This is a genomic window from Citrobacter sp. Cb080 (genome assembly GCF_030334745.1).
Lineage (GTDB): Bacteria > Pseudomonadota > Gammaproteobacteria > Enterobacterales > Enterobacteriaceae > Citrobacter > Citrobacter braakii.
This window is the reverse complement of the sequence record NZ_JAOWDG010000069.1, coordinates 43,979-62,569: the sequence shown is the minus strand read 5'-3', so window position 1 is coordinate 62,569 and position 18,591 is coordinate 43,979. Positions and strand designations below refer to the sequence as shown.

Sequence of the window (18,591 nt, the reverse complement as noted above, 5' to 3'; positions counted from 1 at the left end):
CCGCCTCAAACGTCGCGTTGGCGGCGTTTGAGGCAGTGTGACAGCAATTACTCGCCGACTTTAGCCCACGTATCGCGCAGACCTACAGTGCGGTTAAATACCAGCTTATCAGCGGTTGCATAGCGGCTGTCCAGGCAGAAGTAGCCTTCACGCTCAAACTGGAACGCTTTACCTGCAATCGCAGCCTGCAGTGACCGCTCACCGTAGCCCTGCTTAATGACCAGCGATTCCGGGTTGATAACGGACAGGAAGTCTTCCGCCGCACCTGGGTTTGGCACGCTAAACAGACGATCGTACAAACGGATTTCAATCGGCAGCGCATGGGACGCACTCACCCAGTGAATAACACCTTTTACTTTACGGCCATCAGCCGGATCTTTGCTCAGGGTGTCGGCATCGTAGGTGCAGAAAATGGTGGTGATATTCCCTTCTGCATCTTTCTCTACACGTTCAGCCTTGATCACGTAAGCATTACGCAGACGTACTTCTTTGCCCATCACCAGACGCTTGTACTGCTTGTTCGCTTCTTCGCGGAAGTCTGCGCGATCGATCCAAATTTCACCGCTAAACGGCACTTCACGGCTACCCATTTCCGGTTTGTTCGGATGGTTAGGCATGGTAACCAACTCGCTTTCGCCCTGCGGGTAGTTTTCGATAACCAGTTTCACCGGATCGATAACTGCCATCGCGCGCGGGGCGTTTTCATTCAGATCTTCGCGAATGCAGGACTCCAGAGAAGCGATCTCAATGGTGTTATCCTGCTTGGTCACGCCAATGCGTTTGCAGAACTCACGAATAGCGGCAGCGGTATAACCACGACGACGCAGGCCAGAAATCGTCGGCATACGCGGATCGTCCCAGCCTTCAACGTGCTTGTCGGTCACCAGCAGGTTCAGCTTGCGTTTGGACATCACGGTGTATTCCAGATTCAGGCGCGAGAATTCGTACTGGCGCGGGTGAACCGGAATGGTGATGTTGTCCAGCACCCAGTCGTACAAACGACGGTTATCCTGGAACTCCAGCGTACACAGTGAATGCGTAATGCCTTCCAGCGCATCGCTGATGCAGTGGGTAAAATCGTACATCGGGTAGATGCACCACTTGTTGCCGGTCTGGTGGTGTTCGGCGAACTTAATACGGTACAGCACCGGATCGCGCATCACGATAAACGGCGAAGCCATATCGATTTTCGCGCGCAGGCAGGCTTTACCTTCTTCAAAACCACCGGTACGCATTTTTTCGAACAGTGCCAGGTTCTCTTCGACGCTACGATCGCGGAACGGGCTGTTTTTACCTGGCTGCGTCAGAGTGCCGCGGTATTCGCGGATCTCCTCCGCTGACAGTTCATCAACGTACGCCAGGCCTTTATTAATAAGCTCTACCGCATAGGCGTGAAGCTGATCGAAGTAATCCGAAGAGTAGCGAATATCGCCAGTCCAGTGGAAACCTAACCATTCAACGTCGTTTTTAATCGACTCAACGTACTCGATATCTTCTTTAACCGGGTTCGTATCATCAAAACGCAGGTTGCACTGGCCCTGGTAATCTTGCGCAATGCCAAAGTTCAGACAAATGGATTTCGCGTGGCCAATGTGCAGATAGCCATTTGGCTCCGGCGGAAAACGTGTATGGATAGTGGTGTGCTTACCACTGGCCAGATCTTCATCGATGATCTGACGAATAAAGTTACTCGGGCGGGCTTCAGCCTCACTCATCGTGGATTCCTCAAAGCGTAAACAACGTATAACGGAACATGATCTTATAAGCGACGTCAGGAGACAACTATTAGTTGCACAAAAAAGGTGTTTCAACAGGATATATGGGGGTATTTGCTGCAAAAAAAAGCGGCGGAGGAATATCCCCCGCCGCTTAAGGCACTTAACTCACTTTACTCAGGAGCAGTTATTTACCTTTAATCTCATACAGTGGTGTTTGACCAGCAACCACATGACCTTCGGCTTTAATGACCAGAGCACCGAAATCATCGCTGTTGCTGCACACAACCGGGCTAATCATGGAACGTGCGTTGGCGTTCAGGAACTCCAGATCCATTTCCAGAATCGGTTGACCTGCAGTCACTTCCGCACCTTCTTCAACCAGACGCTTAAAGCCTTTACCTTCCAGCGCTACTGTATCGATGCCCATGTGGACCACAATTTCCGCGCCTTTAACGGTTTCCAGACAGAACGCATGGTTAGTGTTGAAGATTTTCACGATGGTGCCGGCAGCCGGAGCAACCACGATTTTATCCGTTGGCTTCACCGCCACACCGTCGCCTACAGCTTTGCTGGCGAAGGCTTCATCAGGTACCTGCTCCAGCGCAACCACGTCACCGGTAATCGGAGAAACTAAAGTTTCAACGGTTACTGCGTTCGCTACAGCTTGCGGTTTAGCAACCGGAGCCGCTGCTGCTGGCGCACTTTCACCAGACGCTGCAGCCACCGGGCCACGCGCGACAACTTTCTTCATTTCGTCGCCGATAGATTCGGCCTTCGCACCCACGATGACCTGGATAGTTTGCTTGTTCAGCTTAACCACTCCAGATGCGCCTAAACGTTTACACATCGCATCATTTACGCGACCGGAGTCGGCAACGGTCAGACGCAGACGAGTGATACAGGCATCAATCGCTTTCAGGTTATCGGTACCGCCAACTGCTGCAATGTAGTTGGTTGCCAGTTGAGCCAGACCTTCTTCAGTGTTGCTGTTCGCTTCTTCAGTAACGATATCGTCTTCTTTATCTTCACGGCCCGGCGTTTTCAGGTTAAACATACGAATAACCGCGCTGAACAACACAAAGTAAATGACGAAGAACACCAGGCCCATCACGACCAGCATCCAGACGTTCTGACTCGCCGCCGGCAGGTTGTACATCAACACGTAGTCGATAGCACCTGCGGAGAAGGAGAAGCCCGCGTGGATCCCCAGCAGTGTTGCAACGAACAGGCTGATACCCGTTAACAGTGCGTGCAGGAGGTACAGCAATGGCGCCAGGAACATGAACAGGAATTCCAGTGGCTCGGTAACACCGGTCAGGAACGCGGTGATCGCAACGGACAACAGCATACCGCCAACCATCGGACGACGTGCTTTCGGAGCGGCGAAGTACATTGCCAGCGCCGCACCCGGCAGACCAAACATCATGATCGGGAAGAAGCCAGACATGAACATACCCGCAGTGCCGTCACCCGCGTAGAAGCGGTTGATGTCACCGTGGAATACGGTACCTGCAGCGTTAGTGAATTCACCAATCTGGAACCAGGCGATGGTGTTCAGCACCTGATGCAGACCGGTTGGGATCAGCAGACGGTTGATGAAACCAAAGATACCGGAACCCAGCGCGCCAGCGCCCACGATCCACTCACCTCCCGCATGGATGGCGTTCTGCACCGGCGGCCACACGTAGCCGAAGATAGCAGCCAGCACCAGACAGAAGAAGCCAGTGGCGATCGGCACGAAGCGTTTGCCGCCAAAGAAGCTCAGGAAGTCAGGTAATTTGATACCAGACCAACGGTTATACACTGCACCGCCGACCAGACCAGTGATGATACCTGCCAGCACGCCCATGTTGATGGCCGGGTTAATGGTAACCATTGCTTTGGTCAATATGAAATAACCGACCGCACCCGCCAGCGCTGCAGCACCCGCGCTGTCTTTTGACCAGCTGGAAGCCACACCGATAGCGAAAATTAACGCCAGGTTATCAAAGATGGCCCCACCCGCTTGCGCGATGAAGGGTACGTTAAGTAAATCTGGTTGGCCGAATCGCAGCAGCAGTGCCGCGACTGGCAGCACAGCGATGGGGAGCTGTAACGCCCTACCCAGCCGCTGGAAAAAACCTAAAATATTCATTTTATTCCCCCTACGAGACCCCGATTAGGCTTCTTTGAAGCCATATTTTTATTGTGCGACCATTCCTGACAGCAAGATTCTGGAACAACAATATTAACCATTCATCTACATTCAGAGTGTGTGAAAATTTAATTCGTATCGCAAATTAAATGCGTGTTTTTTGTGATTCCAGTCACCAAATATCGTTATTAACCCTCCCTTCCACTGGCTAACTACGAAAACTTATTTTATCATTCAAAAAATCGAAACGGATTGATCCTTACCGATGCAAAACCAGGTTACGCTTAATACTGCACAGAGACTCAATCCGCCAATTGCTTACATTTACTTTTGAGGTGAAGAATGAGACTGATCCCCCTGAATACCGCTGAACAAGTCGGCAAATGGGCTGCTCGCCATATCGTTAACCGTATTAACGCGTTCAAACCAACGGCTGATCGTCCGTTCGTTTTGGGCCTGCCGACTGGCGGTACTCCGCTGACAGCCTACAAAGCATTAGTTGAAATGCACAAAGCGGGCCAGGTAAGCTTCAAGCATGTTGTAACGTTCAATATGGACGAATATGTTGGCCTGCCGAAAGAGCATCCGGAAAGCTACCATAGCTTCATGCATCGCAACTTCTTTGATCACGTTGATATTCCAGCAGAAAACATCAACCTCCTCAATGGTAACGCACCGGATATTGATGCAGAATGCCGTCAGTATGAAGAAAAAATCCGTTCTTACGGTAAAATCCACCTGTTTATGGGCGGCGTAGGCAACGATGGTCACATCGCGTTCAACGAACCAGCCTCTTCTTTGGCTTCCCGTACCCGCATCAAAACGCTGACTCACGACACGCGTGTTGCGAACTCACGCTTCTTTGACGGCGACGTAAGCCAGGTGCCTAAATATGCGCTGACCGTTGGCGTGGGCACCCTGCTGGATGCCGAAGAAGTGATGATCCTGGTACTGGGCCACCAGAAAGCGCAGGCGCTGCAAGCCGCCGTTGAAGGCAACGTTAACCATATGTGGACCATCAGCTGTCTGCAGTTGCATCCGAAAGCCGTTGTGGTCTGCGATGAGCCTTCCACCATGGAACTGAAAGTGAAGACGCTGAAATACTTTAACGAGTTAGAAGCGGAAAATATTAAAGGTCTGTAATTGATGTCTCCGCCCTGTCGATAAGTTGCAGGGCGGCATTTTTTGAAATCGGGGGTCGGAATGTATGCTTTAACCCAGGGCCGGATTTTTACCGGTCACGAAATTCTTGATGACCATGCGATTGTTGTCGCCAATGGCCTGATTGACAGCGTTTGCCCACTGGCTGAGTTACCGTCAGGAATTGAACAGCGCTCACTGAATGGGGCCATTGTTTCCCCCGGTTTTATCGATGTACAGCTAAACGGCTGCGGCGGCGTACAGTTTAACGATACGGCAGAAGCCGTGACCGTTGAAACGCTGGAAATCATGCAGAAAGCCAATGAAAAATCTGGCTGCACCAGCTACCTGCCAACGCTTATCACCACCAGCGATGACCTGATGAAACAAGGCGTTCGCGTCATGCGTGAATACCTGGCGAAACACCCGAATCAGGCACTAGGACTTCATCTGGAAGGCCCGTGGCTGAATCTGGTGAAAAAAGGCACCCATAATCCGGGATTTGTCCGTCAACCGGACGCTGCGCTGGTTGATTTCCTGTGCAATAATGCCGATGTGATCACCAAAGTAACGCTGGCGCCAGAAATGGTCCCGGTAGAGGTCATTACCAAACTGGTGAATGCGGGTATTGTGGTTTCTGCGGGTCACTCAAATGCAACGGTAAAAGAAGCAAAAATCGGGTTCCGCGCAGGCATCACCTTTGCGACACATCTGTTCAACGCGATGCCTTACATTACCGGTCGCGAACCTGGTCTGGCGGGCGCTATTCTTGATGAAGCCGATATCTACTGCGGTATCATCGCCGATGGCCTCCACGTTGATTACGTTAACATTCGTAATGCCAAACGCCTGAAAGGCGACAAGCTGTGCCTGGTCACCGACGCAACCGCACCAGCAGGTGCAAACATTGAACAGTTCATTTTCGCTGGTAAAACAATATACTACCGTAATGGATTGTGCGTTGATGAGAACGGTACACTGAGCGGCTCATCATTAACCATGATTGAAGGCGTACGCAATCTGGTCGAACATGCGAATATCGCTCTCGACGAGGTCTTACGTATGGCAACGCTCTACCCTGCTCGCGCCATTGGCGTCGACAAACAACTCGGCAGCATCGCGCCAGGCAAAGTAGCCAACCTGACTGCGTTCACGCACGACTTTAAAATTATCAAGACCATCGTTAATGGCAACGAGGTCGTTACTGAGTAAGAGAAAGAATGACACCAGGCGGACAAGCTCAAATAGGTAATGTTGATCTCGTAAAACAGCTTAACAGCGCGGCGGTTTATCGCCTGATTGACCAGCATGGGCCAATCTCGCGAATTCAAATTGCCGAGCAAAGCCAGCTTGCCCCCGCCAGCGTAACGAAAATTACGCGTCAATTGATTGAACGCGGGCTAATCAAAGAAGTCGATCAGCAGGCCTCCACCGGGGGCCGCCGCGCTATCTCTATCGTCACCGAAACCCGCAATTTCCACGCGATTGGCGTACGCCTGGGCCGCCACGATACTACGCTCACGCTCTATGATATGAGCAGTAAAGTGGTCGCTGAAGAGCATTATCCCCTCCCGGAGCGCACCCAGGAAACGCTGGAGTATGCGCTGCTCAACACCATTGCCACCTTTATTGAGAACTGCCAGCGGAAAATCCGCGAGCTGGTTGCGATTTCCGTCATTCTGCCAGGCCTTGTTGATCCTGAAAGCGGCGTCATCCGCTATATGCCGCACATTCAGGTCGAAAACTGGGGGCTGGTCGAAGCACTCGAAAAACGCTTTAAGGTCACCTGCTTTGTCGGTCACGATATTCGCAGTCTGGCGCTGGCCGAGCACTATTTCGGGGCAAGCCAGGATTGCGAGGACTCCATTTTGGTGCGTGTTCACCGTGGAACCGGAGCGGGAATCATCTCCAATGGCCGAATTTTTATTGGTCGCAATGGCAACGTGGGTGAGATTGGCCATATTCAGGTAGAGCCGCTGGGTGAGCGCTGTCACTGCGGTAATTTCGGCTGTCTGGAAACAATTGCCGCCAATGCCTCTATTGAACACCGCGTGCAGAACTTATTGAAACAGGGTTATCCAAGCCGACTCACGCTGGATGATTGCGGCATTAAAGCCATCTGTAAGGCGGCTAATAAAGGCGATAACCTGGCATCAGAAGTCATTGAGCACGTTGGTCGTCACCTGGGTAAAACCATCGCCATCGCCATCAACCTGTTTAACCCACAAAAAATCGTCATTGCGGGCGAAATTACCGAGGCTGATAAAGTGCTGCTGCCTGCTATAGAAAGCTGTATCAACACGCAGGCGTTGAAAGCGTTTCGCCACAATTTACCGGTGGTTCGTTCCACGCTGGATCACCGCTCAGCCATTGGCGCCTTTGCGCTGGTGAAGCGTGCGATGCTCAACGGTACATTGCTGCAACGTTTGCTGGAAAGCTAATACCAAGCAGCCTCTGCGTTAGCTGCATCTGCTCACCCCAGTCACTTACTTCAGTAAGCTCCCGGGGTTCTCAGACTTGTGCCGCCTCGATGCAACTCGAATGATTTAGTGTATTTTGTGTATAGTAATGCCTTCTTTTTTTGATGTCGGATTGTCCATGGCCATTAAGAATGTAATTTGTGATATCGACGGCGTGCTGATGCACGACAATGTTGCCGTACCGGGTGCGGCAGAATTTCTGACTGGGATCCTGGAAAAAGGCCTGCCGTTAGTTTTGCTGACTAACTATCCTTCACAGACCGGACAGGATTTGGCAAACCGCTTCGCCACCGCGGGTGTGAATGTCCCTGATAGCGTCTTTTATACTTCCGCCATGGCTACCGCTGATTTTCTTCGCCGCCAGGAAGGGAAAAAGGCTTACGTGGTAGGTGAAGGTGCGTTAATTCACGAGCTGTATAAAGCCGGGTTTACTATTACTGACGTGAACCCCGATTTTGTGATTGTTGGCGAGACGCGATCCTATAACTGGGACATGATGCATAAAGCGGCATATTTTGTGGCCAACGGTGCGCGTTTCATCGCCACAAACCCAGATACTCACGGACGCGGCTTTTATCCCGCCTGTGGTGCGCTGTGCGCCGGTATCGAAAAAATCTCTGGCCGCAAGCCGTTTTATGTGGGCAAACCCAGCCCGTGGATTATTCGCGCGGCGCTCAACAAAATGCAGGCGCATTCGGAAGAGACCGTTATTGTGGGCGACAACCTGCGTACCGATATTCTGGCGGGCTTCCAGGCGGGTCTCGAAACCATCCTGGTATTGTCTGGCGTTTCGACGCTCGACGACATTGACAGCATGCCGTTCAGACCAAGCTGGATTTACCCGTCCGTTGCGGAAATTGATGTGATTTGATGCGTAAGCCGGATAAGACGCCCCCGCGTCATATCCGGCCAGAAGAAGTCCGTCCATTTAATAAAATCGCCATAAAATTATCGATTCATTAATAAACCCGTCTATTCTGTAATCTTTTTTCACCAATCCACAATGACCATTGCGTTTTTTATTTTCTGACCCGTAATTCACTTGCGCCCTCTCCAGCTTTGCGGCATTTTCTTTATCAAGCAAACATAAAAAGCATCACGCAACAGGTTAATGGAGAAGGTTATGTGTTCTATTTTTGGCGTATTCGATATTAAAACTGACGCAGTTGAACTGCGTAAAAAAGCCCTGGAATTGTCTCGTCTGATGCGCCATCGCGGCCCGGACTGGTCGGGTATTTACGCCAGTGATAACGCCATTCTGGCGCACGAACGTCTGTCCATCGTCGACGTCAACGCCGGTGCTCAGCCGCTGTACAACGTGAAGAAAACGCATATCCTGGCGGTTAACGGTGAAATTTATAACCATCAGGCACTGCGCGCTGAATATGGCGATCGCTATCAGTTCCAGACCGGTTCCGACTGCGAAGTTATCCTTGCTCTGTATCAGGAAAAAGGCCCAGAGTTTCTGGATGACCTGCAAGGCATGTTTGCTTTTGCTCTGTACGACAGCGAGCAGGACGCTTACCTGATCGGTCGCGATCATATCGGGATCATCCCGCTGTATATGGGTTACGACGAGCACGGTAACTTCTACGTTGCGTCTGAAATGAAAGCTCTGGTTCCCGTGTGTCGCACGATCAAAGAATTCCCAGCCGGTAGCTATTTATGGAGTAAAGACGGCGAAATTCGTCAGTACTACCAGCGCGACTGGTTTGAATACGATGCGGTAAAAGACAACGTTACCGATAAAAACGAGTTGCGTCAGGCACTGGAAGATGCAGTGAAAAGCCACCTGATGTCAGATGTTCCTTATGGTGTATTGCTGTCCGGCGGTCTGGATTCATCCGTCATTTCCGCAATCACCAAAAAATACGCCGCGCGTCGTGTTGAAGATCAGGAGCGTAGCGAAGCCTGGTGGCCGCAGTTGCACTCCTTCGCCGTAGGCCTGGAAGGCGCTCCGGACCTGAAAGCCGCGCAAGAGGTGGCGAACCATCTGGGTACTGTACACCATGAGATCCACTTCACCGTGCAGGAAGGTTTGGATGCTATCCGCGACGTGATTTATCACATCGAAACTTACGATGTTACGACGATTCGCGCCTCGACCCCGATGTACTTAATGTCGCGTAAAATTAAAGCGATGGGCATTAAAATGGTGCTGTCGGGCGAAGGTTCTGACGAAGTATTTGGCGGCTATCTCTATTTCCACAAAGCACCAGATGCAAAAGAGCTGCACGAAGAGACCGTGCGTAAGCTGCAGGCGCTGCATATGTTCGACTGTGCCCGTGCCAACAAAGCTATGTCGGCCTGGGGAGTGGAAGCTCGCGTGCCCTTCCTGGATAAGAAATTCCTTGATGTGGCGATGCGCATCAACCCGCAGGACAAAATGTGCGGCAACGGCAAAATGGAAAAACATGTTCTGCGTGAATGTTTTGAATCCTACCTGCCAGCAAGCGTTGCATGGCGCCAGAAAGAGCAGTTCTCCGATGGTGTCGGTTACAGCTGGATTGATACGCTGAAAGAGGTGGCCGCTGAGCAAGTTTCTGACCAACAACTGGAAACCGCCAGCTTCCGTTTCCCTTACAACACGCCATCATCTAAAGAAGCGTATTTGTACCGTGAGATTTTCGAAGAGCTGTTCCCGGTTGCGAGCGCTGCGGAATGTGTGCCTGGCGGGCCGTCTGTTGCCTGTTCTTCTGCCAAAGCAATCGAATGGGATGAGGCGTTTAAAACCATGAACGATCCTTCTGGTCGTGCGGTTGGCGTACATCAGTCCGCTTATAAATAAGTTAATCCTTAGAAAAGGGCCCTGCAGGGCTCTTTTTTATGTCTATTTTCTGTGCAGAAAAACAATTAATAACTAATAATTGCCGAATATTGCGCCATGCTGTTCGCAACCTAACCAAACAGTCACATTCCAGCTATTTTCAATGAAAAAGGGGTTGACGCTTCAAGGCTCAATACGCATAATGCGCCCCGCAACGCCGATAAGGTTACGCGAAAAAAAGATGGCTACGTAGCTCAGCTGGTTAGAGCACATCACTCATAATGATGGGGTCACAGGTTCGAATCCCGTCGTAGCCACCATCTTTTTTGCGGGAGTGGCGAAATTGGTAGACGCACCAGATTTAGGTTCTGGCGCCGCAAGGTGTGCGAGTTCAAGTCTCGCCTCCCGCACCATTCACCCGTAAGCGTTGCACGGATGGGGTATCGCCAAGCGGTAAGGCACCGGTTTTTGATACCGGCATTCCCTGGTTCGAATCCAGGTACCCCAGCCATTTTTTCTTCGATGTAGCGGTTCACCGCAACGGTCATTGGGGTATCGCCAAGCGGTAAGGCACCGGTTTTTGATACCGGCATTCCCTGGTTCGAATCCAGGTACCCCAGCCATCGAAGAATATGATAATATCTGGCTACGTAGCTCAGCTGGTTAGAGCACATCACTCATAATGATGGGGTCACAGGTTCGAATCCCGTCGTAGCCACCATATTAAGGACGTATCGACTCGTTCGGTAAATCCAAAAAATTGTTGGGGTATCGCCAAGCGGTAAGGCTCTGGTTTCTGATACCAGCACTCCGAGGTTCGAATCCTCGTACCCCAGCCAATTTCAAAAAGCCGTCCATTCTGTGGATGCACCCGTTGGGGTATCGCCAAGCGGTAAGGCTCTGGTTTCTGATACCAGCATTCCGAGGTTCGAATCCTCGTACCCCAGCCATATTAAAAAAGCTCGCTTCGGCGAGCTTTTTGCTTTTCTGCATTTATTACCTGATGACGCTATGCTTACCAGGCCTACAACGTTCTCTGTAGGCCTGTCTGAATTACAATCCTAACGCGTACTTGAGTGCCTGGCGTTTCAACATACCGGCGCGCTCTGCGGCCATTAGCCCAAGATTACGCATGATACGCAGCGGCTGCAGGTTGTTGCTAAATCCTGCGTAGAACAGATCCATGCCGCTTTGCATGATGAAATTGTCAGTCATGCGACGGTTCTGATAGCGCTTCAGCACCGGCTGACTTGCCCAGGACTCACCGTAGCTGCGCGCATTCACCAGCACGTCAATCAGCGCATCCACATCACGGAACCCCAAATTAACGCCCTGCCCCGCCAGCGGATGAATGGTATGCGCGGCGTCACCCACCAGCGCCAGTCCTGGCTGCACATATTGCAGCGCGTGACGGCGCGTTAGCGGGAATGCCCCCGCTGCCACAGGCGTAACGTTACCGAGTCGCGATGGGAAATGTTTGGCGATCTCCGCCTGCAGTTGCGACATATTCAAACCTTGCAACTGACGGATACGCGCCGGTGAGTCGTACCACACCAGCGAGGCCCAGTTATCAAACAGCGGTAAAAATGCGCGCGGACCGTCAGGGGTGAATTGCTGCCAGGTGCTGTCTCCCGGCGAATTCTCGCATTGTACGGTTATCAACATACAGGACTGCGCATATTGCCAGGCATGGATACCAGTCCCGGCCATTTTCCGCACCTGAGAATTTGCGCCATCGGCGCCGATGACCAGCTTCGCGCTGATTTTTTCGCCACCAGCCAGCTCAAGCTCATGCCGATCGTTATGTTGATGCAGAGAGATCAGCGACGCAGGCACGCGCAGCGTGACTTTGGGGTGAACGTCCAGAGCCTGCCAGAGCGCCTGTTGCAGGACCGTGTTTTCCACCATATAGCCCAGCAAGGGCAGCTTAAGCTCGGCGGCATCAAACATCACATGGGCATTTTCCCATTCCCACGTTTCCAGACGACGGTAAGGGTGGCTGCGCATCCCCTGAACCGTATCCCAGACGCCCAGCCCTTTTAGCAACGACACGGAGGCGGAGCTGATGGCCGAAATTCTGACATCTGGCTGTCCGTCAGCCACAAACGGCGCGGGAACGGCATGTTCAATGACCGTTACCGTAAATCCATGCTGCGCCAGTCCTAGCGCCAGCGCGCCGCCGACCATCCCCCCACCGACAATGGCAATTTCCGTTGGTTGATTTGTCATGGTCAATTATCCTGTTACATGTATTGTGTAAGTTTACAGGATTTTTTACCCCTTGAGGCTGACATCCGTCATACTGGTCACAACCGCGCCAAAGCAGTACACTATGCGCCCTGCATTTCAGCCACAATTTCGCAAGAGCAAGTCGATGACCAAAAAACTCCATATTAAAACCTGGGGCTGTCAGATGAACGAATACGATTCATCGAAGATGGCCGATCTGCTGGATGCCACCCATGGGTATCAACTGACCGACGTGGCCGAAGAAGCGGATGTGCTGCTGCTGAATACCTGCTCTATCCGTGAGAAGGCTCAGGAAAAAGTCTTCCATCAGTTGGGCCGCTGGAAGCTGTTAAAAGAGAAAAACCCCAAGCTGATCATCGGTGTCGGTGGCTGTGTTGCGTCTCAGGAAGGCGACCATATTCGCCAACGCGCGCACTATGTCGATATTATTTTTGGGCCGCAAACCCTGCATCGTCTGCCGGAAATGATTAACAAAGTGCGTGGAAGTACCACCCGTAGCCCGGTGGTTGATATCAGTTTCCCGGAGATCGAAAAATTCGACCGCCTACCGGAACCGCGTGCTGAAGGTCCAAGCGCTTTCGTGTCAATCATGGAAGGTTGTAATAAATATTGTACTTACTGCGTGGTGCCATACACCCGCGGTGAGGAAGTAAGCCGTCCGGCGGACGATATCCTGTTTGAAATCGCCCAGCTTGCGGCGCAAGGCGTGCGTGAAGTGAACCTGCTGGGACAAAACGTGAACGCCTGGCGCGGTGAGAACTACGACGGCACGATCGGATCTTTTGCCGATCTGCTGCGGCTGGTCGCGGCGATCGATGGCATTGACCGTATCCGCTTCACCACCAGCCATCCGATCGAATTCACCGATGATATCATTGAAGTGTATCGTGACACGCCAGAACTGGTGAGCTTCCTGCACCTGCCGGTTCAGAGCGGTTCAGATCGCGTACTGAACCTGATGGGGCGCACCCATACTGCGCTGGAATATAAAGCGATCATCCGCAAACTGCGCGCAGCGCGTCCGGATATCCAGATTAGCTCCGACTTCATCGTTGGCTTCCCAGGCGAAACCACGCAGGATTTCGAGCAGACCATGAAGTTGATTGCAGACGTCAATTTTGACATGAGCTACAGCTTTATCTTCTCTGCGCGTCCAGGCACCCCTGCCGCCGATATGGTTGACGACGTGCCGGAAGAAGAGAAAAAACAGCGCCTGTATATTCTGCAAGAGCGTATTAACCAGCAAGCTATGGCCTGGAGCCGTCGCATGGTCGGCACGACCCAGCGCATTCTGGTTGAAGGCACATCGCGTAAAAGCATCATGGAACTGTCTGGCCGAACCGAAAATAACCGAGTGGTGAACTTTGAAGGCAACCCGGAAATGGTCGGTAAGTTCGTGGATGTAGAAATTACCGATGTCTGGACGAACTCCCTGCGCGGTAAAGTGGTGCGCACCGAAGACGAAATGGGTCTGCGCATCGCTGAATCCCCTGAGTCGGTTATTGCGCGTACCCGCAAAGAAAACGATCTGGGCGTCGGTATTTATCAGCCTTAATCTTCAATGCCCGATGGCGCTACGCTTATCGGGCTTACTCTTCTGGGCTCGCTGCCCCGGCGGGCCTTGTAATCTACCTCATCATCCCCATATTTATCGCAATGCTTGCGCCTTTCCCCCATGGCGTGAATAATTTCCTTAGATGCCGGTAAATGTTCAGCGTCCGGCAAGACATGCAAAAGAGGAACAGTTTGAACATAGACACTCGTGAAATCACCCTTGAACCCGCAGACAATGCCCGCCTGTTGAGCCTTTGCGGCCCATTTGATGACAACATCAAGCAGCTGGAACGTCGCCTCGGCATCGAAATTAACCGCCGTGATAACCACTTTAAGCTGACCGGTCGCCCAATTTGCGTCACCGCGGCGGCAGATATTTTACGTAGCCTGTACGTCGATACTGCCCCAATGCGTGGTCAGACGCAGGACATTGAGCCTGAACAAATTCATCTGGCAATTAAAGAAGCGCGAGTGCTTGAGCAAAGCGCAGACAGCGTGCCGGAATTTGGCAAAGCGGTGAACATCAAAACCAAGCGCGGGGTAATTAAGCCGCGTACGCCGAACCAGGCACAATACATTGCGAATATCCTCGACCACGACATCACCTTTGGCGTTGGCCCTGCGGGTACGGGTAAAACGTATCTTGCGGTTGCCGCTGCGGTCGATGCGCTTGAGCGTCAGGAGATCCGTCGAATTCTGCTGACCCGTCCGGCAGTGGAAGCGGGCGAAAAACTCGGCTTCCTGCCGGGTGACCTCAGCCAGAAAGTCGATCCCTACTTACGACCGCTGTATGACGCACTGTTCGAAATGCTCGGGTTTGAGAAGGTCGAAAAGCTGATTGAGCGTAACGTCATTGAAGTTGCGCCGCTGGCCTACATGCGCGGTCGTACGTTAAACGATGCGTTCATCATTCTTGATGAGAGCCAGAACACCACCATCGAACAGATGAAAATGTTCCTGACCCGTATCGGCTTTAACTCCAAAGCGGTTATCACCGGCGATATCACCCAGATTGACCTGCCGCGAAGCACCAAATCCGGTCTGCGTCATGCCATTGAAGTACTGGCTGAAGTCGACGAAATTAGTTTTAATTTCTTCCATAGCGAAGACGTGGTTCGCCACCCGGTGGTCGCCCGTATCGTCACGGCGTATGAAGCCTGGGAAGAAGCAGAACAGAAACGCAAAGCCGAGCTGGCTGCAGAACGCAAGCGCGAAGCTCAGGAGCAGGAACAAAAATGAGTCAGGTTATTCTCGATTTACAGCTGGCATGTGAAGACGAATCTGGTTTACCAACAGAAAGTCAGTTTCAGGGTTGGCTGGATGCGGTGATCCCACAGTTTCAGGAAGAGTCTGAAGTTACCATTCGTCTGGTCGATGACGCGGAAAGCCACGAGCTGAACCTGACCTATCGCGGGAAAGATAAATCAACCAACGTACTCTCTTTCCCGTTTGAAGCCCCGCCGGGCATTGAAATGCCGCTGCTGGGCGATTTGATCATCTGCCGTCAGGTAGTCGAGAAAGAAGCGCAGGAACAAGGCAAACCGCTTGAGGCCCACTGGGCGCACATGGTGGTGCACGGTAGCCTGCATTTACTCGGTTACGACCATATCGAAGACGATGAAGCGGAAGAGATGGAATCCCTAGAAACAGAGATTATGCTTGCTCTGGGCTATGAGGATCCGTACATTGCCGAGAAAGAATAAGCATTTCGAAATCTTGTAAGCCTGATAAGGCGCAGCCGCCATCAGGTATTGCGCCTTATCCGGCTTACCTGGTTTGAAGTACGATGAAGAGACATGCCGTCAACAGCTGAATATACGCATGACGAGCTTTGTATTAACTAACATGAGAACCCATACGACGCCATGAGCGACGACAATTCACACAGTAGTGACACCTTAAACAGCAAAAAGGGATTTTTCTCCCTGTTACTGAGCCAACTTTTCCACGGTGAACCAAAAAACCGCGACGAACTGTTGGAGCTGATCCGTGATTCCGGGCAAAACGACCTTATCGATGAAGATACGCGCGATATGCTCGAAGGGGTGATGGATATTGCGGACCAACGCGTGCGCGACATCATGATCCCTCGCTCTCAGATGATTACCCTGAAACGCAACCAGACCCTGGACGAATGTCTCGATGTCATTATCGAGTCTGCCCACTCGCGTTTCCCGGTGATCAGCGAAGACAAAGATCACATTGAAGGGATTCTGATGGCCAAAGATCTGCTGCCGTTTATGCGCAGCGATGCCGAAGCCTTCAGCATGGAGAAAGTGTTACGCCAGGCGGTTGTCGTACCTGAAAGCAAGCGAGTTGACCGCATGCTGAAAGAGTTCCGCTCCCAGCGTTATCATATGGCTATCGTCATCGACGAATTCGGCGGTGTCTCAGGTCTGGTGACCATTGAGGACATCCTTGAACTGATCGTGGGTGAAATTGAAGATGAGTACGACGAAGAAGACGATATCGATTTCCGTCAGCTCAGTCGCCACACCTGGACCATTCGCGCTCTGGCGCCGATTGAAGACTTCAACGACGCTTTCGGTACCCATTTTAGCGACGAAGAAGTAGATACCATCGGCGGGCTGGTCATGCAGGCCTTTGGTCATCTGCCCGCGCGCGGGGAGACTATCGACATTGATGGTTACCAGTTCAAAGTGGCAATGGCCGACAGCCGTCGTATTATTCAGGTTCATGTCAGAATTCCGGACGACTCACCCCAGCCCAAACTGGACGAATAAACCCGAAACTGGATCTAAGACTACATGGCATTTGCCCCATTAATTGAACGCCAGCGCATTCGCCTGCTGCTGGCGTTATTATTCGGTGCCTGCGGGACGCTGGCTTTCTCTCCATATGACATCTGGCCCGCTGCGATCGTTTCGCTGATGGGCTTGCAGGCTCTTACCTTCAATCGCCGTCCGCTCCAGTCTGCCGCAATCGGCTACTTCTGGGGATTGGGGCTGTTTGGCTCCGGCATCAACTGGGTTTACGTCAGCATCGCGCAGTTTGGCGGTATGCCGGGCCCCATTAATGTGTTCCTCGTGGTTCTGCTTGCCGCATACCTTTCCCTCTACACCGGCCTGTTTGCCGGCGTGTTGGCGCGTCTGTGGCCGAAAACCACCTGGATACGCGTGGCGATTGCCGCACCAGTCGTCTGGCAAATAACCGAATTCCTGCGCGGCTGGGTACTGACCGGCTTCCCGTGGCTACAGTTCGGCTACAGTCAGATCGACGGTCCGTTAAAAGGGCTGGCTCCGGTGATGGGCGTTGAGGCGATTAACTTCCTGCTGATGGTGGTTAGCGGCCTGCTGGCGCTGGCGCTGGTGACGCGTAACTGGAAACCGCTGATTGCCGCGCTGGTGCTCTTTGCTCTGCCCTTTCCGCTGCGCTATATCCAGTGGTACACGCTTGAGCCGGAAAAAACCACTCAGGTCTCGATGGTGCAAGGTGACATTCCGCAGTCGCTCAAATGGGATGAAGGTCAGTTACTCAACACCCTGAAGATTTATCTCGACGCCACCCAGCCTGAGATGGGCCAATCACAGCTGATCATCTGGCCAGAATCCGCTATTCCTGACCTGGAAATTAATCAGCAGCGTTTTCTGGGCATGATGGATGACCTGCTGAGATCGAAAAACAGCACGCTGATTACCGGTATCGTTGACGCACGTCTGAACAAGCAGAATCGTTACGACACCTACAACACCATCATCACGCTGGGTAAAGACAGCCCGTACAGTTACGACTCCAGCAACCGCTATAACAAAAACCATCTGGTACCGTTTGGCGAGTTCGTCCCGCTGGAATCGATCCTGCGCCCGTTAGCGCCGTTCTTTGACCTGCCAATGTCGTCTTTCAGCCGTGGGCCTTATGTGCAGCCACAGCTGCATGCGCACGGCTTTAAGCTGACGGCTGCCATCTGCTATGAAATCATTCTTGGCGAACAGGTACGGGATAATTTCCGCCCGGATACGGACTACCTGCTGACGATTTCCAACGATGCCTGGTTTGGTAAATCCATCGGCCCGTGGCAGCACTTCCAGATGGCGCGTATGCGTTCCCTCGAGCTGGCGCGCCCTCTGCTGCGTAGCACCAACAACGGTATTACGGCGGTGATTGGTCCACAGGGTGAGATTCAGGCGATGATCCCGCAGTTTACCCGCCAGGTCCTGACCACCAGCGTGACACCAACGACGGGCTTAACTCCTTATGCCCGTACCGGTAACTGGCCGCTCTGGCTGCTTACCGCGCTGTTTGGCTTTGGTGCAGTGGTAATGAGCCTGCGCCAGCGTCGTAAGTAACCTTCCTTTCCCGGCCGGATAACGTTTCGCTTATCCGGCCCACAAAACATTTCCCGCTCCCCATTCTGGCACGTCTATTGCTTTGTTCTACAAGACAAATGCAGTTTTGGCTGAATGTGCAACCTGGTCGCACCAACGTTGAGCGCCGGTAGCACCTGAAAAGTGCAACAAGATATTTTTGCCCCCAAATGGTGCGGCGCACCTCGCAAAAATAAACAATAAAACAGCAAATTCTTTACAT

At 52.3% G+C, this 18,591-nt stretch carries 13 protein-coding genes and 7 tRNA genes; 17 read left to right on the top strand and 3 right to left on the bottom strand.

The annotated features are described in order from the left end of the window. Positions 1-47: 47 nt before the first annotated feature. Positions 48-1,715 (bottom strand): glutamine--tRNA ligase, encoded by a 1,668-nt coding sequence (gene glnS, locus OGV38_RS12950; protein ID WP_149381177.1) that lies wholly within the window; start codon positions 1,713-1,715, stop codon positions 48-50. Between the two features lie 187 nt (positions 1,716-1,902). Then, positions 1,903-3,852: a PTS N-acetyl glucosamine transporter subunit IIABC gene (gene nagE, locus OGV38_RS12945; protein ID WP_016152249.1), complete on the bottom strand. Its 1,950-nt coding sequence runs from the start codon at positions 3,850-3,852 to the stop codon at positions 1,903-1,905. 342 nt (positions 3,853-4,194) lie between these two features. Here nagE and nagB point away from each other — a divergent pair, with 342 nt between their 5' ends. The 12 genes from nagB to OGV38_RS12885 all read left to right on the top strand — a co-directional run bounded on the left by nagB (position 4,195) and on the right by OGV38_RS12885 (position 11,189). After that, positions 4,195-4,995, top strand: coding sequence for a glucosamine-6-phosphate deaminase (nagB, locus tag OGV38_RS12940; RefSeq protein ID WP_003022803.1), 801 nt, complete (start codon positions 4,195-4,197; stop codon positions 4,993-4,995). A 60-nt stretch (positions 4,996-5,055) separates the two neighbouring features. Then, on the top strand, positions 5,056-6,204 hold the full coding sequence (gene nagA, locus OGV38_RS12935) for an N-acetylglucosamine-6-phosphate deacetylase (protein WP_032931096.1): 1,149 nt from the start codon (positions 5,056-5,058) through the stop codon (positions 6,202-6,204). Between the two features lie 8 nt (positions 6,205-6,212). Further along, on the top strand, positions 6,213-7,433 hold the full coding sequence (gene nagC, locus OGV38_RS12930) for a DNA-binding transcriptional regulator NagC (RefSeq protein ID WP_016152247.1): 1,221 nt from the start codon (positions 6,213-6,215) through the stop codon (positions 7,431-7,433). Between the two features lie 157 nt (positions 7,434-7,590). After that, a complete protein-coding gene (gene nagD / locus OGV38_RS12925; protein ID WP_005121413.1) occupies positions 7,591-8,343 on the top strand; it encodes a ribonucleotide monophosphatase NagD in 753 nt (250 codons plus the stop codon). 252 nt (positions 8,344-8,595) lie between these two features. Beyond that, positions 8,596-10,260 (top strand): asparagine synthase B, encoded by a 1,665-nt coding sequence (gene asnB / locus OGV38_RS12920; RefSeq protein ID WP_003835552.1) that lies wholly within the window; start codon positions 8,596-8,598, stop codon positions 10,258-10,260. Positions 10,261-10,482: 222 nt separating this feature from the next. Next, a tRNA-Met gene (locus OGV38_RS12915) sits at positions 10,483-10,559 on the top strand. 8 nt (positions 10,560-10,567) lie between these two features. Then, positions 10,568-10,652: transfer RNA gene (locus OGV38_RS12910), tRNA-Leu, on the top strand. A 23-nt stretch (positions 10,653-10,675) separates the two neighbouring features. Then, a tRNA-Gln gene (locus tag OGV38_RS12905) sits at positions 10,676-10,750 on the top strand. A 37-nt stretch (positions 10,751-10,787) separates the two neighbouring features. Next, positions 10,788-10,862 (top strand) — tRNA-Gln (locus tag OGV38_RS12900). Positions 10,863-10,883: 21 nt separating this feature from the next. Beyond that, positions 10,884-10,960 (top strand) — tRNA-Met (locus OGV38_RS12895). Between the two features lie 43 nt (positions 10,961-11,003). Further along, positions 11,004-11,078, top strand: a tRNA-Gln gene (locus tag OGV38_RS12890). Positions 11,079-11,114: 36 nt separating this feature from the next. Then, positions 11,115-11,189, top strand: a tRNA-Gln gene (locus OGV38_RS12885). A 103-nt stretch (positions 11,190-11,292) separates the two neighbouring features. On the opposite strand, the gene ubiF is transcribed toward OGV38_RS12885, so the two are convergent. Continuing rightward, a complete protein-coding gene (gene ubiF / locus OGV38_RS12880) occupies positions 11,293-12,468 on the bottom strand; it encodes a 3-demethoxyubiquinol 3-hydroxylase (protein WP_286473438.1) in 1,176 nt (391 codons plus the stop codon). A gap of 145 nt (positions 12,469-12,613) precedes the next feature. Here ubiF and miaB point away from each other — a divergent pair, with 145 nt between their 5' ends. The 5 genes from miaB (at position 12,614) to lnt (ending at position 18,350) form a co-directional block, all read left to right on the top strand. Further along, entirely contained in the window at positions 12,614-14,044 is a 1,431-nt protein-coding gene (gene miaB, locus OGV38_RS12875) for a tRNA (N6-isopentenyl adenosine(37)-C2)-methylthiotransferase MiaB (RefSeq protein WP_016152245.1), read from the top strand. A gap of 191 nt (positions 14,045-14,235) precedes the next feature. Next, entirely contained in the window at positions 14,236-15,282 is a 1,047-nt protein-coding gene (locus tag OGV38_RS12870; protein WP_019076268.1) for a PhoH family protein, read from the top strand. Beyond that, entirely contained in the window at positions 15,279-15,746 is a 468-nt protein-coding gene (gene ybeY, locus OGV38_RS12865) for an rRNA maturation RNase YbeY (RefSeq protein ID WP_003835559.1), read from the top strand. Before OGV38_RS12870 ends, ybeY begins: the two co-directional genes overlap by 4 nt. A gap of 162 nt (positions 15,747-15,908) precedes the next feature. Further along, positions 15,909-16,787, top strand: coding sequence for a CNNM family magnesium/cobalt transport protein CorC (corC, locus tag OGV38_RS12860; protein ID WP_005121418.1), 879 nt, complete (start codon positions 15,909-15,911; stop codon positions 16,785-16,787). Between the two features lie 24 nt (positions 16,788-16,811). Continuing rightward, positions 16,812-18,350: an apolipoprotein N-acyltransferase gene (gene lnt, locus OGV38_RS12855; protein WP_019076267.1), complete on the top strand. Its 1,539-nt coding sequence runs from the start codon at positions 16,812-16,814 to the stop codon at positions 18,348-18,350. Positions 18,351-18,591: the final 241 nt, after the last annotated feature.

Coding starts and splice junctions, on each gene's coding strand:
- ubiF (WP_286473438.1), bottom strand. CDS start 12,468: ATGACAAATCAACCAACGGAAATTGCCATTGTCGGTGGGGGGATGGTC.
- lnt (WP_019076267.1), top strand. CDS start 16,812: ATGGCATTTGCCCCATTAATTGAACGCCAGCGCATTCGCCTGCTGCTG.
- corC (WP_005121418.1), top strand. CDS start 15,909: ATGAGCGACGACAATTCACACAGTAGTGACACCTTAAACAGCAAAAAG.
- nagE (WP_016152249.1), bottom strand. CDS start 3,852: ATGAATATTTTAGGTTTTTTCCAGCGGCTGGGTAGGGCGTTACAGCTC.
- nagC (WP_016152247.1), top strand. CDS start 6,213: ATGACACCAGGCGGACAAGCTCAAATAGGTAATGTTGATCTCGTAAAA.
- nagB (WP_003022803.1), top strand. CDS start 4,195: ATGAGACTGATCCCCCTGAATACCGCTGAACAAGTCGGCAAATGGGCT.
- glnS (WP_149381177.1), bottom strand. CDS start 1,715: ATGAGTGAGGCTGAAGCCCGCCCGAGTAACTTTATTCGTCAGATCATC.
- nagD (WP_005121413.1), top strand. CDS start 7,591: ATGGCCATTAAGAATGTAATTTGTGATATCGACGGCGTGCTGATGCAC.
- nagA (WP_032931096.1), top strand. CDS start 5,056: ATGTATGCTTTAACCCAGGGCCGGATTTTTACCGGTCACGAAATTCTT.
- miaB (WP_016152245.1), top strand. CDS start 12,614: ATGACCAAAAAACTCCATATTAAAACCTGGGGCTGTCAGATGAACGAA.
- ybeY (WP_003835559.1), top strand. CDS start 15,279: ATGAGTCAGGTTATTCTCGATTTACAGCTGGCATGTGAAGACGAATCT.
- asnB (WP_003835552.1), top strand. CDS start 8,596: ATGTGTTCTATTTTTGGCGTATTCGATATTAAAACTGACGCAGTTGAA.